General features: G+C 72.5%; 8 protein-coding genes. All 8 read left to right on the forward strand.

Annotated features, from left to right (window positions below):
• The first annotated feature begins 4 nt into the window (after positions 1–4).
• The 8 genes from VZL07_RS36905 (at position 5) to VZL07_RS36940 (ending at position 16,484) form a co-directional block, all read left to right on the forward strand.
• Positions 5–8,215: an Ig-like domain-containing protein gene (locus VZL07_RS36905; RefSeq protein ID WP_426752650.1), complete on the forward strand. Its 8,211-nt coding sequence runs from the start codon at positions 5–7 to the stop codon at positions 8,213–8,215.
• A 70-nt stretch (positions 8,216–8,285) separates the two neighbouring features.
• The gene (locus VZL07_RS36910; protein WP_426752651.1) at positions 8,286–10,148 is read left to right on the forward strand and encodes an OmpA family protein; all 1,863 of its coding nucleotides are present in this window, start codon (positions 8,286–8,288) and stop codon (positions 10,146–10,148) included.
• Positions 10,148–11,314, forward strand: coding sequence for a FecR family protein (locus VZL07_RS36915; protein ID WP_426752652.1), 1,167 nt, complete (start codon positions 10,148–10,150; stop codon positions 11,312–11,314). The genes VZL07_RS36910 and VZL07_RS36915 overlap by 1 nt, the downstream gene beginning before the upstream one ends.
• A 71-nt stretch (positions 11,315–11,385) precedes the next feature.
• Complete coding sequence (locus VZL07_RS36920) at positions 11,386–12,834, forward strand: CHASE2 domain-containing protein (RefSeq protein WP_426752653.1); 1,449 nt, start codon at positions 11,386–11,388, stop codon at positions 12,832–12,834.
• Positions 12,835–12,924: 90 nt separating this feature from the next.
• Complete coding sequence (locus VZL07_RS36925) at positions 12,925–14,709, forward strand: diguanylate cyclase domain-containing protein (protein ID WP_426752654.1); 1,785 nt, start codon at positions 12,925–12,927, stop codon at positions 14,707–14,709.
• Positions 14,710–14,726: 17 nt separating this feature from the next.
• Positions 14,727–15,308, forward strand: a complete 582-nt coding sequence (locus VZL07_RS36930; protein ID WP_426752655.1) for an aspartyl/asparaginyl beta-hydroxylase domain-containing protein — start codon at positions 14,727–14,729, stop codon at positions 15,306–15,308.
• Positions 15,298–15,504 carry a Nif11-like leader peptide family natural product precursor gene (locus tag VZL07_RS36935; RefSeq protein WP_426752656.1) on the forward strand — a complete coding sequence of 69 codons (207 nt, stop codon included), beginning with the start codon at positions 15,298–15,300 and terminating at the stop codon, positions 15,502–15,504. The genes VZL07_RS36930 and VZL07_RS36935 overlap by 11 nt, the downstream gene beginning before the upstream one ends.
• Positions 15,501–16,484, forward strand: a complete 984-nt coding sequence (locus VZL07_RS36940) for a sulfotransferase family protein (RefSeq protein WP_426752657.1) — start codon at positions 15,501–15,503, stop codon at positions 16,482–16,484. The genes VZL07_RS36935 and VZL07_RS36940 overlap by 4 nt, the downstream gene beginning before the upstream one ends.
• The last annotated feature ends 141 nt before the right edge of the window (positions 16,485–16,625 follow it).

Raw genomic sequence — 16,625 nt, forward strand, 5'->3', positions numbered from 1 at the left:
GGTTGTGCCCCTGCTGTTGTGCGTGGCTGCGGGCCAGGCGGCGGCGGACCCCGTCCTCCGTCACAGCGTGGACCAGCGCGGCGACCTGCTGATGATTGGCAACACGCTGGCCCAGGACTGCGCCAGCAACGTCCCGGGGCCGCTGGTGGGCACGGTGGGGAACTGCGGGTCGAACACGTCGGATGACTCGGTGGACGTGTACTGGACCATCGAGTCGGGCGTGGCCTTCGCGAACACCTCGGTGACGGCCACCCAGGCCCGGAGCCGGGCCGCGCTGGAGGTTCCAGCGGGTGCCATCGTCACCTACGCGCGATTGTACTGGGCCGCGCACCTGTCCACGACCACGTCCAGCCGGACGCCGGACACCACGGCGGAGTTCAGCCGGCCCGGGGCGTTCTCCCAGATGGTCACGGCCGACGTCACGCACCAATACAACCCGAGTGGCCGGTTCATCTACGAGGCCTCCGCGGACGTCACCAGCCTCGTCGCGGCCCATGGCACGGGCGTCTACGAGGTGAGCGACGTGGATGCCGCGCCCATCACCCACCTCAACAGCACGGACCCATTCAGCGCCTGGGCACTGGTCGTCTTCTACCGGCATCCGGACGCGCCCATCCGCAACCTGACGCTGTTCGACGGCCTGGACCGCGTCTCCAGCGGCGCGCCCCAGACGGTGACGCTGTCCGGCTTCCAGGTTCCGCAGTCGGGGTTCGATGCCAAGCTGGGTGTCCTGGCCTTCGAGGGCGAAGCGTCCCGCTCCGGAGATCAGTTCCGCATCAACGGCACGGCGATTTCCGACGACACCAATCCCTCCAACAACTTCTTCAACAGCTCCCGCTCGGTGATGGGCTCGCCCGCGTCGCACGCCGACGACCTGCCTCGGCTGACGGGCGGCCAGGCGAGCATGTCCGGTGTGGACCTGGACGTGGTGGACATCACCAACCGCGTCACCGGTGGCGCCACGTCGATGACCCTGACTGCCACGTCGACGAATGATGCCTACATCCTCGGCGCCTTCGTCACGTCCATTGCCACGCTCCGGCCCGACTTCATCAACACCTACAAGACGGCCGCGGCGGTGAATCCCCGCGCGGATGGCTCCCTGCGCGGCGGCGACGTCATCGAATACACCATCGTCACCACCAACACGGGCGACGACGTCAGCATCGAGACCATCCTCACCGACCCCCTCCCCTCGCAGCTGGCCTACGTCCCCAACTCGCTGTCGATTGTCACCGGCCCCAACGCGGGGCCGCTGACGGACGCCTCGGGTGATGACGTGGGCGAGGTCAGCCCCGCGGGCGTCATCACCGTCCGCCTGGGCACGGGTGCCACGGCGACACTGGGCGGCAGCCTGCAGCTCCAGGAGAGCACGAGCATCCGCTTCCGCGCGGTGGTGAAGCCAGACGCCTCGGGCGTCGTCGCCAACCAGGCGACCATCACCGCGGAGGGCGAGCGTGGCGCTCCCGCCAGCTCCGCGACCAGCTCTCCGTCCCCCAGCACCACCGGTCCGACGAACATCATCGTGTCCGTGCCGGATGCGCCCGAAGTGACGGCGCCGGCGAGCGGCAGCACCGTGACGACGAACGCCCCTGTCTTCACCGGCACCGCCGAGCCCGGCAGCACCGTGAGCGTGGTCATCGGCGGCAACGTCGTCTGCACCGCCGCGGCCCACCCGACGACGGGCGCGTGGTCCTGCACCAGCAGCACGCTGCCGGAAGGCACGCACACCGCCACCGTGACGACGAGCGACCCGGCAGGCAACGTCAGCCCGCCCACGCAGGTGAGCTTCAGCGTCGATGTCACGGCGCCGGACACCAGCATCCTCACCGGCCCCACGGGCGCCGTGGTGGCCACCAGCGCCGCCTTCACGTTCGCCTCCAATGAGAGCCCGGTCACCTTCGAGTGCAGCCTGGACGGCGCGCCCTACTCGGCCTGCGCCTCCCCGGCGGACTACGGCAGCCTGGCCCAGGGCCACCACACCTTCGCCGTCCGCGCCCGTGACGTCGGCGGGAACGTGGACCCCACGCCCGCCACCCGCACCTGGACCGTGGACACGGTGGCGCCGGACACCACCATCGTCAGCGGCCCCTCCGGCCTGACGAACTCCGCCAACGCCACGTTCTCCTTCGACTCCAATGAAGGCACCGTGGTGTACCAGTGCGCCCTGGACGGCGCGGGCTTCGCGCCCTGCTCCAATCCAGTCACCTTCTCGAGCCTGGCCCAGGGCAGCCATACCCTGGCGGTGCGCGCGGTGGACGCCGCGGGCAACCTCGACGCCACGCCCGCCACCCGCGCGTGGAGCGTGGACACCGTGGCGCCGGACACCACCATCTCCGCCGGGCCTCCGGCGATGACGAGCGCCAACAGCGCGACGTTCACCTTCAGCGCCTCGGAGACCCCGGCGACACTCGAGTGCAGCCTCGACGGTGGGCCCTTCACGGCCTGCACCTCGCCCCGGACCTACGTCAACCTGCCCGACGGCGACCACACCTTCGCCGTGCGAGCGGTGGACGCCGCCGGCAACCTCGACGCCACGCCCGCCACCCGCACCTGGACCGTGGACAGCGTGGCGCCGGACACCACCGTCGTCACCGGACCTTCGGGGACGACGAGCGTGCCCAGCGCGACGTTCACCTTCGACGCCACGGAGACCCCGGTGACGTTCCAGTGCGCGCTGGACGGCGCCACCTTCGCGGCCTGCACGTCGCCCCTGACGTTCAGCGGCCTGTCCGAGGGCAGCCACACCTTCGCGGTGCGCGCGGTGGACGCCGCGGGCAACGCCGATGCCACGCCCGCCACCCGCACCTGGACGGTGGACACGGTGGCGCCGGAGACGTCCTTCGCCAGCACCCCGCCGCTGATGACCCGCTCGGTGGACGCCACGTTCAGCTTCACCTCCAACGAGAGCGACGTGAGCTTCGAGTGCCGGCTGGATGGCGCCGTGCTGTTCACCGCCTGCACGAATCCGCAGACCTTCCCGGCGCTCGCCCAGGGTGAGCACTCGCTGGAGGTCCGTGCCGTGGACACGGCGGGCAACGTGGACCCCACGCCCGCCGTCTACGCGTGGACCATCGACACCACCGCGCCGGAGACCACGCTCTCCGGCGGTCCTTCGGGGGTAACGGGGGACACCGACGCGACGTTCAGCTTCAGCGCCAGTGAGACGCCGGCCACCTTCGAGTGCTCGCTCGATGGCGCACCCTTCGTCGCCTGCACCTCGCCCCAGTCGTTCACGGGCCTGTCCGACGGCAGCCACACCTTCGCCGTGCGCACGGTGGACGCTGCGGGCAACACGGACGGCTCGCCGGCCACGCGGACCTGGACGGTCGACACCACCGCGCCGGACACGTCCTTCGTCAGCACCCCGCCGCAGCTGACCCGCTCGGCGGACGCCACGTTCAGCTTCACATCCAACGAGAGCGCGGTGACCTACGCGTGCTTGCTCGATGGCGCGAGCTTCGCCGCCTGCACCAACCCGGTGACGTTCCCCGGCCTCTCGGACGGCTCCCACACCCTGGCGGTGCGCGCGAGCGATGGCGTGGGCAACGAGGACGCGACGCCCGCGACCTACACGTGGACGGTGGACACCACCGCGCCGGAGACGAGCATCGTCAGCGGCCCCTCCGGCCTGACGAACAGCGACGACGCTTCGTTCACCTTCGACGCCAGCGAGCCCGGCGTGTCGTACGAGTGCTCGCTCGACGGCGCGACCTATGCCGCCTGCACCAACCCGGCGGCCTTCGAGGCGCTGGCGGAGGGCAGCCACACCCTGGCGGTGCGCGCGGTGGACGCCGCGGGAAATATGGACGGGACGCCGGCCACGCGGACGTGGACGGTGGACACCACGCCGCCTGGCACGACGCTCGCCAGCACGCCGGCCGCCATCACCAACGCCACCTCCGCCACGTTCACCTTCTCCAGCGACACGGACCCGGTGACGTACGAGTGCGCGCTGGACGGCGCGACCTACGCCGCCTGCGCCACCCCACAGACCTTCGATGGCCTGTCCGAGGGCAACCACACGCTGACTGTCCGTGCGCGCGATGCCGCTGGCAATGTGGACCCGACGCCTGCGACCTACTCGTGGACGGTGGACACCACCGCGCCGGACGCACCGGACATCGACGCGCCCGCCAACGGCGTCTCGGTGCCCACGCAGCAGCCCGTCATCTCCGGCACGGCCCAGCCCGGCACGCTGGTGACGGTGACCGTGGACGGCAACGTGGTGGGGACCACCCCCGTGGACGGGAATGGCGACTGGACGTTCACCCCCACCGTGGCGCTGGACCAGGGGCCGCACACTGTCACCGTGACGGCCACGGACACCGCCGGCAACGTCAGCGAGCCGAGCGAGCCCACCACCTTCACGGTGGACACGGTCGTCCCGGAGGCGCCCGCCATCAGCGCGCCCGGCGACGGTGACGCCATCGCCACCGCGACGCCCGTCTTCGAAGGCACCACCGAGCCCTATGCCCAGGTGACCGTGACGGTGGACGGCGAGGTGGTGGGCACCGTGACGGCGGACGGTGACGGCAACTGGAGCCTCCCCAGCCCGGACACGCTGGACGAGGGACCGCACACCGTGGAGGCCACCGCGACCGACGCGGCCGGCAACACCAGTGAGGCGACGTCGCACGACTTCGTCATCGACCTGTCCACGCCGGAGACCTTCATCGACTCCGGTCCGGCGGCCTTCACCCGTGACACGTCCGCCACCTTCGAGCTGCGCATGGACAATGGAGGCGTCCGCTTCGAGTGCAGCCTGGACGGCGCGACCTTCACGGACTGCACCTCTCCGGCGGTGTTCACCCACCTGGCGGAGGGCAACCACACGCTCGCGGTGCGCGCGGTGAACGCCCTGGGCACCGTTGACCCGACGCCCGCCACCCACGCCTGGACGGTGGACCAGGAGCCGCCCGTGTCGCCCGCAGTTGTCTCGCCGGCGAGCGGCGCCGTGGTGGGCACCGGGACGCCCACGCTCACGGGCACGGCCGAGCCGAACAGCGCCGTCTACCTGGACGTGGGGGACGCCACGTACGGCCCCATCCCGGTGAATGGAGACGGGGACTGGAGCTTCACGCTGCCCCAGCCGCAGCCCGAAGGGCTCGTCAACGTCTCCGCGGTCAGCGTGGACGCGGCCGGCAACACCTCGGGCGAGGCGTCCCACGGCTTCTTCGTCGACCTGACGGCGCCGGAGACGTTCATCGACGCCGGTCCGGCGGTCATCACCCGTGAGACGTCGGCCACCTTCGAGCTGCGCGCGGAGGGCGGTGGCGTGGCCTACGAGTGCAGCCTGGACGGCGCGACCTTCTCGGAGTGCACGTCCCCGGTGAGCTACACCCACCTCGCGGATGGGGAGCACCTGCTGCGCGTGCGCGCCCTCGACGCGGTGGGCAACGTGGACGCCACGCCCGCCGAGTACGCCTGGACGGTGGACACCTCGGCGCCGGACACCCTCATCGTGTCCGGCCCGGCCTCGCCCACCCACGAGACGTCCGCGACATTCGAGCTCACCGCCGATGAGCCCGGCTCCACCTTCGAGTGCAGCGTGAATGGCGCGACCTATGCGGCATGCACCAGCACCGTCACCTTCAACGGCTTCGCGGAGGGTGAGCAAACCGTGGCGGTGCGCGCGGTGGACGCCGCGGGCAACGTGGACGGGACGCCGGCCACCTACACCTGGACGGTCGACCTGACGCCTCCCGAGGCTCCGGTCATCTCCTCGCCCGGCGCGGGCGCGGTGCTCGATGACGGCGCGGTGACGCTCACCGGCTCCGCGACGGACGCGGTGTCCGTCATGGTGACGGTGGGCGGGACGACCTACGGCCCCATCGCCGTGGACCCATCCGGCAGCTGGAGCTTCACGCCACCGGTGACGCTGGCGGACGGCGCCTACACCGCCGTCGTCACGGCCACGGACGCCGCGGGCAATGACAGCGCCCCGGCGAGCGTCAACTTCACGGTGGACACGACGGCGCCGGATACGGCCATCGACAGTGGCCCGGAGCACCTGACGCGCGAGCCCGTCGCCCACTTCGTCTTCTCGTCGAATGAGGCCTCCGTCACCTTTGAATGCAGCCTGGATGACGCGGCGTTCGTCCCCTGCGCGGCGCAGGCCCAGTTCGGCCCGCTGGGAGATGGCGACCACACCCTGGCGGTGCGCGCGGTGGACGCCGCGGGCAACGCGGACGGGACGCCGGCCACGCACGCGTGGACGGTGGACACCCTGGCGCCTGCGGTGGCCATCACCTTCCCCGCCCAGGGCGAGGTGCTGGACACCGCGACGGTGACGTACGCCGGAACCGCGGAGCCGGACAGCACGGTGGTGGTCGTCGTCGATGGCGTCACCCTCGGCTCGGTGGACACGGATGCCGCGGGCCAGTGGACGCTCCCGGCGAGCGCGCCGCTCGCGGAGGGCTCGTACACCGTCTCCGTCACCGCGACGGACGCGGCGGGCAACACCAGCGACGCCGTGGTCCACACCTTCACCGTGGATGCGGAGCCGCCCGAGACGTCCTTCACCCAGACGCCGACGCTGCTGAGCCGGCTCGATACGGCCACCTTTGGCTTCGACTCGGATGAGGACCCGGTGACGTACGAGTGCAGCCTGGACGGCGAGGCCTTCGCGGCGTGCGGCAACCCGACCGAGCTGACCGGCCTGTCCGACGGCGAGCACACGCTCGAGGTCCGGGCGCGGGACGCCGACGGCAACGTGGACCCGACGCCGGCCAGCCACACGTGGACAGTGGACACCACGCCCCCGGAGACGCTCATCGCGAGCGGTCCGCCGCTCACGGAGGCGCCGGCCGTGGCCACGTTCGACTTCGACTCGGATGACGCCTCGGTGACGTACGAGTGCAGCCTGGACGGCGCGGACTTCGCGCCGTGCACCGACCCGGTCACCTTCACCGACCTGGCGCTGGGCTCGCACACGCTCCACGTCCGCGCGGTGGACGCGGCGGGCAACGCGGACGAATCGCCGGCCGTCTACAGCTGGGTGGTCACCGCCGACGCGGATGGCGACGGGCTGACGGACGCTGACGAGGTTGCGCGGGGCACCGACCCGAACAACGCCGATACGGACGGCGACGGCCTGCCGGACGGTATCGAGGTGAACGTCGCCGGGACGGACCCGCTGGATGACGACTCGGACGATGACGGCATCCTGGACGGCAACGAGGACGCCAACCACAACGGCATCGTCGACGAGGGCGAGACGGATCCGAACAACTGGGACACCGACGGCGACCTGCTCTCCGACGGCTTGGAGACGGGCCTCACCGAGCCCCAGGGTACCGGCACGGACCTGACGCGCTTCGTGGCGGACGCGGACCCGACGACGACGACGGACCCGCTCAACCCCGACTCGGACGGCGGCAGCGTGCGAGACGGTATCGAGGACGCCAACCACAACGGCTATGTCGACCCGGGCGAGACGGATCCGCTGCTCGCCGCGGATGACATCGACTCCGACCTGGACGGCATCGATGACGTGACGGAAGTCGCGCTGGGGCTGGACCCGCGCAACGCGGACAGCGACTCGGACGGCGTGGCCGACGGTGAGGACGGCATCACCGACACGGACGATGACGGCCTCATCGACGCGCTGGACCCGGACAGCGACAACGACGGCATCCTGGACGGGACGGAGCTGGGCGTGACGCTGGAGAGCGCCCCGCGGGACACCGACCGCGCCTCGCCCCACTTCCGGCCGGACGCGGACCCCAGCACCACCACCGACCCCAAGAAGGCGGACACGGATGACGATGGCCTGAGCGACGGCGAGGAGGACGCCAACCACGACGGTCGCGTCGACGCCACGGAGACCGACCCGAACAACCCGGACACGGATGGTGATGGCCTGGTTGACGGCATCGAGGTGAAGGGCGCCAACCCCACCCACCCGCTCGAGCCCGACACGGACGGTGACGGCCTGGAGGACGGGGTGGAGGACGCCAACCACAACGGCGCCTTCGACACCGGCGAGACGAACCCGAACGATGCCGACACGGACCGTGGCGGGGCCAGCGATGGCGAGGAAGTCACCGGCGGCACCGACCCGCTGGACGGCAACGACGACTTCGTCATCTCCGGCCACGGCTGCAGCACGGGCGGCGCGGGCACCTTCGCTCCGCTGGCGCTCATGTTGCTCGCCTACCCGCTGAGGAACCGGCTCCGCCGGACGGGGCGCCCTCACACCCCGGCCGATTGAGTCCGCTCCTCCCTCCTTCTCGACACCGGCGGAGGCCCGGCTCCTCGTCTCTTGAGTCGGTCATCCGCCGGTGACAACCTTCGCGGCTCCCACGCGGGGCCCGTCCCAGCCTCGACCTTCCATGCACTTCCCCATCGTTTCTCCGTCCGCAGCGCGCAGCCTTCTCCGCCGCGTGTCACGGCTCGCCGTCCCCCTGCTGCTGGTGGCCGCGGCCACGGCCAGCGCGCAGCCCTCCGTGTCGCAGGCCATCGACGTGCAGCAGTACAAGCCGGCACCGGGTGCCTATGACGTGCTCGGCATGCACGGCGCGCGCATCGCGCCGCACCTGAGCTGGAACCTGGGGGCGTCGCTCAACTACGCGGACGACCCGCTCAACCTCGTGGATCCGCGCGCGGACCGGTTCCTCTACCGCATCGTGGACAGCCAGCTCACGCTGGACCTGATGGGGGCCATCTCCCTCTTCGACCGGGTGGAGCTGGGTGTGTCGCTGCCCGTCTCGTACACCACGTCCCAGCCCTCTGGCGCCGTGGCGCCCGAGCTCGCCAGCGGCGTGGGCACCACCGGCGTGGGGGACCTGCGGCTGGTGCCCAAGGTCCGCCTGCTCTCCACGGACGGGGGAATCCACCTCGCCGTGGCCGCGCCGCTGACGCTGCCCACGGCGGGCGGCTCGAAGTTCCTCGGCTCGGACACGGTGACAGTCCAGCCGCGCTTCGTGGCGGAGTGGGCCACCACCGCCGTCCGGCTGCTGGCCAACGTGGGCTTCAACTTCCGGCGCGAGGAGCAGCTGCGCAACCTGCGGGTGGGCCACGAGCTGGCGTACGCGGTGGGCGCCGAGGTGCCGCTCACGGAGAAGCTGACGGCCCAGGCCACCCTGGCCGGCGCGCTGGGCTTGAAGGAGACGAGCTCCGAGGAGCGCCCCCTGGAGGCGCTGGCCGCGCTGAAGTACCGCTTCCTCGAGGGGCTCGCCGCCCACGTCGGCGCGGGCCCCGGCCTGTCGCGCGGTTACGGCACCCCCTCCTTCCGCGTGCTCGCGGGCGTGGCCTGGACACCCACCCCGTCCAAGGGGATGCCCGCCGCGCCGCCACCCGCCTGCGACCTGGGGCCCGAGGACTTCGACGGCTTCCAGGATGACGACCACTGCCTGGACCCGGACGACGACGGCGACGGCATCCTCGACGTCGACGACGTGTGTCCCACCGAGCCGGAGACGGTCAACGGCTTCCAGGACGAGGACGGCTGCCCGGATGACCCGAACGCCCATCAGCCTCTGGCCGAAGAAGGCACCCCCGCTGCCCCGCCGGCGCCGCTGGCGCTGCCGCCCGCTCCGCTGGACACCGATGGGGACGGCCTCCTGGACTCGGAAGACGTGTGTCCGAACGCCCCCGAGGACGTCGACGGGTTCGAGGACGAGGACGGCTGCCCGGACCCGGACAACGACCAGGACGGCATCCCGGACGCGGCCGACCAGTGCCCGCTGGAGGCGGAGACCATCAACGGCGTGAAGGACGACGACGGCTGCCCGGACAAGGGCAAGGCGCAGGTGCGCGTGGAGGGCGCGCGCATCGTCATCCTGGACAAGGTGTACTTCGCCACCGGCAAGGACGTGATTCTCCCCCGCTCCTTCAGCCTGCTGCGGCAGGTCGCCTCCACCCTCAAGGCGAACCCGCAGATCCTGGTGGTCCGCGTGGAAGGCCACACGGATGACAGGGGCGCGGATGCCACGAACCTGGACCTGTCGCAGCGCCGGGCGAAGAATGTGGCCACCTTCCTGGCGAAGGAGGGCATCGCCGCGGAGCGGTTGGAGGCGGTGGGCTACGGAGAGGCGAAGCCGGTGGACACCAACAAGACGGCCAAGGGCCGTGAGAACAACCGGCGCGTCGAGTTCAACATCGTGAAGGTCGCCGAGCCTTCGACGGGAGGAGGCACGCATTGATGCGGACAGCCCCTTGGATGATGGCGGTGCTGCTTCTGGGCGCCCCCACGCTCGCCGCGGAGCCAGAAGCGCCGTGCGGCGGCCTGCGCTTCGAGAGCGGCCGGCTTCTCTTTGGCCGGCCGCTGGCGCCGCAGGGCGCGCAGACGGACGCGTGCCTCCAGCACGTGGCCGAGGCGCTCCAGGCGCGCCCCGCCATCCGCTCGGTGACGGTGGCGGCGAAGCTTCCGGACGCGGACCGGCTGGACGGCCGGGGCCTGGCCGCGGCGAAGCGGGCCGCGGACGTGCTGGTGGCCGCGGGCATCCCCCGCACGCGCGTTTCGGCCGTGGCGCCGCCGTCCATGCAGGGCGAGCCCGCGCAGCTCCAGCTCGCCTATGTCGAGCGGCCCGCGCAGCCTGCGGTGGCCCGGGTCCGCGCGGCCAGCGGCGAAGTAGAGGCCGGCGCCACGGAGGCCCAGCTCCAGCCCAGGACGGTGGGTGACTCGCTCTACCCGGGCGAGCTGCTGCGCACCGGCGCGGACGCCCAGGCCGAGCTGGCCCTCGCGGACGGCAGCGTGGTGCGGGTGGTGGCCGACAGTCTCGTCAAGCTCGGCGCCGTCGAGCTGACGGCGAACCTCCAGCGCAAGGTGCAGCTGGACCTGCTGCGCGGCACGCTGGAGACGGACGCGGCTGCCGGTGGCGCGGGCTCCATCTTCGAGGTCCGCACGCGCGGCGCGGTGGCCGGCGTTCGCGGAACGCGGTTCCGCGTGGCGTCCCAGGACGACGGCACCAGCCGGCTGGAGACGCTGGAAGGCAAGGTGGCGCTGAGCGCGGCGCAGGCGGAGGTCGAGGTGGCCGGAGGCCAGGGCTCGCGCGCGAAGCCGGGCATGCCTCCGGAGCCCCCTCGCGCCCTGCTGACGGCGCCCGCGCTGGTGGGCCCCCGGGGCGGCGCGTTCCCGGCGGCGCCGAAGCTCTCCTGGCGCGCGGTCGACGGCGCGGCGACATACCGCGTCGAGCTTGCGCGCACAGCCGACTTCGCCGCCGGTGTCCAGACGTACGGCTCCCCCAGCGCCGAGCTGGCCGTCCCCGGTCCAGGGGAAGGCAAGTGGTTCTGGCGGGTGATGGCGGTGGACCCGGACGGCTTCGTGGGGTTCCCCTCGAAGATCTACACCTTCGACGTCCAGCGCTGAGACGGGCGCATTGCGCGGGTCCATACGGACACGCATGATGGCCGGGCCCTGCCCCTCCGCAGGGTCCGTCCATGGATTCCCACCCCGCCGAGCCTGGCCGCCGCGACGGCCTCCGTCTGCCCTCGCCCGCCGTGTCGCGGGCGCTGGGCGCGTGCGTGGGCATCGTCCTGGCGGTGGTGACGGCGACCACGGGCGGCGCGCCGGGCTTCCTGGAGCGCTCGCTCTACGACCAGGCGGTGAGCCGGCTGCTCCCCGCGGTGCCACCCAGCGCGAACCTGGTGCTGGTGGAGGTGGATGACCGCGCGCTCGCGGCGCTGGGTGAGCGCTGGCCGCTGTCGCGAGCCACGTGGGCCCGCGCGTTCCAGGCGCTCGCCGCGCAGCGTCCGGCCGCCGTGGCGGTGGACGTCGTGTTCGACCAGCCGGGCCCTCGTGACGCGCTGGAGCTGGGCGAGGACATCCTGGAGGCACTCCAGCGCTCGGGGCTCACGGACCAGCCCGCGGGCGCGGCGCTCGCGGCGGACCTGGAAGCGCGGCTGCGTGCGAAGGATGGCGACGCCCGCCTCGCCGAGGCGCTCGCGGAGGGCCGCGGCGTCATCCTGGGGGCCGCCGCCCTCACCGAGGATGTCCCGGTGATGCAGCCCCTGGAGGATGGCGCCCTCGGCACGCCGCTGGCGTTGTCCGCCCAGGCGCTGCGGCTCCAGGCGGAAGAAGTGGCGGGCAGCATCGCCCCGCTGCGCATGGCGGCGCGGGGCAGTGGCACGCTCAACATGCTGGTGGACAGCGACGGCGTCATCCGCCGCTACCCCTACGCGGTGGGCGTGGGCGGCCAGTCCTGGCCTTCGCTGGCGCTGGCCACCGCGCTGCACCTGATGCCGGAGCGCGCCGAGTCCCTGCGAGCCCTGGCGGCCCTGGACCACGGCGCGCCGCTGATGCGCCTGCCGGCCCCCAACTGGCTTCCCCGGGTGAGCCTGGCGGACGTGCTGCACGCGGATCCGCGCTCGGTGGGGCTGGACCTGGCGCTGCGGGGCAAGACGGTCTTCGTGGGCGTCACCGCCACCGGCCTCCATGGACAGAGCACCCTCCCCGGTCAGGTGGCCGTGCCCGGCGTCGAAATCCACGCCTTCGCATTGGACAACCTGCGCTCGGGCCGGCTCATGCGCTCGACGGGCATCGTCGCGCTGCTGGGCGTGCTGGAGACGGCAGCGGTGCTCGCGACGTTCGCGGTGCTGTGCCGCAGGGCCCGTACGCTGGGCGCAGCCCTCCGGCGGGCCGCGGCGCTGGCGGCCGTGCACACCGCGCTGGTGGCGTGGCTGGCGTCGGACCCGGGCTGGGTCATCCCGCTGGTCCCCGGCTGGGTGGGGCTGGTGCTGATGCTGCTGGTGCACGCGGCCTCGCGCGCGGAGGAACTGGGACGCCAGCGGGGTGCGCTGCGACGGCTCTTCATCCGCTACCCCCAGGCCTCCGGGGAGCCGCCGATGCGCGAGCCCCCCAGCCGCACCGACGTGATGCGCCAGGACTAGCAGGCAGCCAGCCGTCACAGCCTTGCGGGCGCCCGTGCAACGCGGAGCATTGAGCCCGCTGGCATCCATGGCAGCATCCCGGTCTCCTCCATGGTCCGCTACGCCCTCATCGCCGAGCCCGATCCACAGCGCGCCGCAGGCCTGCTGGCCCTCCTCACGGCGGAAGGGCTCGAAGGCGTCATCGTCCGGGACGGCGCGGAGGCCCAGGAGCAGGTGCGCCAGCGCGGCGCGCCCCAGTTGCTCGTCACGGACCTGGCGCTGCCCCGGATGGACGGCTTCGCGCTGCTCACCTGGCTCCGGGAGCAGGACGGCGCGGCCGGGACGCAGGTGGTGGTGGTGACGGCGTTCGACGAGCTGCGCGTCCGGGCGTGGCAGCTCAAGGGCACGCTGGGCATCCACGCGCTCCTGAGCCGCCGCGCTTCCACGGAGCTGATGCGGGACACGCTGCGGCGCGTCCTCGGCGGCCAGCTCGCCTCCCAGGCGCCTCCGGACGAGGCCTCCTCCGAGCAGGAGAAGCAGCGGCTGGCGAGCATCGCGGCCATGCGCCTCGTGGACGATGGGCCGCCCGAGGCGGAGCTCCAGCAGCTCGTCACCGAGGTCGCGCAGGCCTTCGGCGTGCCGGTGGCGCTGCTGACGCTGGTGCTGGGCGAGCGCCAGTGGTTCAAGGCCCACGTGGGCCTGCCGCCGTCGCTCGCGAAGGACCGGGGAACCCCGCGCGACTGGGCCTTCTGCCACCACGTGGTGCAGGGCCGCGAGCCGCTCGTGGTGCCAGATGCCCGGCGCCACCCCGTCTTCCGTGACAACCCCCTGGTGCGCGACGGCATCGTCGGCAGCTATGCCGGCGCGCCGCTCCAGACGTCCACGGGCGAGGTGCTGGGCTCACTGTGTGTCATCGACACGCGCCCGCTCGTCCTCGGCGTGGAGGACCTGGCCGCGCTGCGTGAGCTCGCGAGTCGCGTCGCCGAGGACCTGGAACAGCGGGCCCGGGCGAAGCAGGCCACCGCGCAGGCCCAGGCGGCGCCCGTCGTCAGCGAGGCCTCGGCCCTGGCGCTGCTGCGCGAAGCGGTGCAAGCGCTGGATGTGGCGGCGCTGCTGGTGGCGCCCGGACGCAGGCCTCACACCTGCAACGCCGCGATGGCGGACCTGCTGGGACTGCCCTCCGACGCTTTCCCGGGGATGACGTTCGACGCCTTCTGCCAGCACGTGGCGAGCCTCACGACGGATCCGGCGGCCACCTTGCGACAGCTCGACCTGGCCGCCGGTGCTTCCCGGGGCCTCCGCCTGACGCTCGCGCTGGAGCGGCCGCAGCCCCGCCGGCTCCGCTGGGTCGCCCGGCCCTTCCCAATCCCCGGCGGCACGGCGCAGATGTTGACGCTCTCCGACATGGTCTCCCCCCGGCCGCCTCGCGAGGAGCGTGAGCGCCAGTTCCGGGTGGACGCGCTGACGGGGCTGGACTCCCGTCGCTTTGGTGAGGAGCGGCTGCTGCGCGAGATTGGCCGATGCCGCCGCAGCGGCATGCCCTTCAGCGTGCTGCTGGCGGACGTGAGCGGGCTGGGCCGCCTCAACGCGACCCGGGGCTTCGACGCGGGCGATGCCGTGCTGCGAGACTCTGCGCGCGTCCTGGAAGCGCTGGGCGCGCCCACGGGCTTCGCGGTGCGATGGGAAGGGGGCTTGTTCCTGCTGGCGCTTCCGGGCGTGGACGCGGAGCGGACGGAAACGCTGCGCCAGCGCCTGCACGCCACGCCGGGAGTCCCCGCGATGGCCTCCGCCACCGTCACCGTCGAGGGCGAGGAGGATCCCCAGGGTACGCTGACGCGTGCCCAGGCGGCGCTCACCCGCGCGAAGATGGAGCAACGACCGCCGCACCTGCCCTGAGCCGCGAGGTCCACCGCATGCCAAACTCCGTGCCCGACCGCCTCCGACTTCCCTTCCACTTCGACGCGGCACCGCTCCAGCGCGAGCTCGCGAGCCTGCCCGCCGAGGCCTGGGTCCCCCACTTCAACAAGCGCGAGTACGAGGGAGAGTGGAGCGGCGTCCCCCTGCGCTCCATCGGGGGGATGGAGGGCCGCATCTATCCCGACCCCACCGGGAGGGAGCGCTACGCGGACACCCCGCTGCTGTCGCGCTGCCCCGCCTTCCGCGCCGTGCTGGCCACGTTCCAGTGCCCCATCGGCGCCGCGCGGCTGCTGAAGCTCGCGGCGGGCGCGCGCATCCGAGAGCACACGGACTACAACCTCGGGTACGACGACGGCGAGGTGCGGCTCCATGTCCCCGTCACCACCCACCCCGACGTGGCCTTCTTCCTCGCGGGCGAGCGCGTGGTGCTCCATCCCGGCGAGTGCTGGTACCTGGACTTCAACCGGCCCCACCGCGTGGACAACCCCAGCGACACCGACCGCGTCCACCTGGTGCTGGACTGCGAGGTGAACGACTGGCTGCGCGACGTGTTCGCCGGAGCCGTCCATGGGGCCTGAGGACTTCGAGCGCTTCCGGCAGCGCGTGCTCGCGGACCCGGCCCTCCAGGATGCCCTGCGCGACACGCCGGACACGGCGACGTTCATCCGTCAGGCCGTGGCCCTGGGCGCGGCGCACGGCTGTCACTTCACCGCCGAGGACGTCCACGAAGCCCTGCGCGCGGCCCGCAGGGCGTGGCGGGAGCGCTGGATATGACGACGCACCTCGAAGGCTGGGTGCCCGCGCGCATCCACGTGGACGTAGACCGGCTGCGTGTGGACTGGTGCCACCTGGGCGCCCAGCGCTTCACGGACCCGTTCTTCGACGAGACGCTGGAGCGGCGGCTCCGCCATCCCTTCGCCCTGCTCTTCCGCCATCAGACGTCCATGGAGGAACTGGTGGCGCGGCACGCCCGGCAGCCCGGCCTGCCGGTGCGAGGGCTCGTCTTCCACATGTCCCGCTGCGGCTCCACGCTGGTGGCGCAGCTCCTGGCCGCCCTGCCACGCCACGTCGTGCTCTCCGAGGCCGGCCCGGTGGACACGGTGCTCCGCGCGCACCAGCACCTGCCGGGCGTCACCGACGCTCAGCGAATCGAGTGGCTGCGCGCGGTGGTGGGCGCGCTGGGGCAGCAGCGGTTTCCAGAGGAGCGCGCCGTGTTCCTCAAGCTGGACGCGTGGCATGTGCTGGAGCTGCCCCTGCTCCAGCGAGCCTTTCCGGGCGTGCCGTGGATGTTCCTCTACCGCGATCCGGTGGAGGTCATGGCCTCGCACCAGAACCACCGGGGCGCGCACATGCTGCCGGGCCTGCTGCCGCCCCAGCACCTGGGGCTGGAGCCCCGGCAGTTGGAGGGCATGCCCCTGGACGAGTACGGCGCGCGCGTGCTGGCGGCCATCTGCGAGGCCGGGCTGCGCGGCTACCAGACGCGGCGGAGCCCGGCGCTGCTGATGGACCACCGGGAGCTCCAACGTGACGGCCTGTCACGGCTCACGGCGCAGTTCGGCCTGGAGCTGACGCACGAGGACGCCGGACGCCTGCGCGACGTGCTGGAACGGAACGCGAAGAATCCGGTGCTCCCCTTCGAGGACGACACCGAGGAGAAGGCCCGGCGGGTGACCTCGCTCGCGCGAACGCTGGCGGAGCGATATTGCCGCCCGGTCCACGACGCACTCGAGGCAGAGCGCCTCGGCGGGGGTTGACGCGACGTCGCGCTCAGCACCGCGGGCCGCGCTGGGCTTGCCACCGGCACGACGCGCGTGAGGCCACGCGCCTCGGGAGAGCTGATGGGCTGTCGCGCTCACCACTGCGGCAGTGCCGTGCTGACCTCCAGCACGACACGC

The sequence above is a fragment of the Pseudomyxococcus flavus genome, from assembly GCF_050038885.1.
Classification (GTDB): Bacteria; Myxococcota; Myxococcia; order Myxococcales; family Myxococcaceae; genus Myxococcus; species Myxococcus flavus.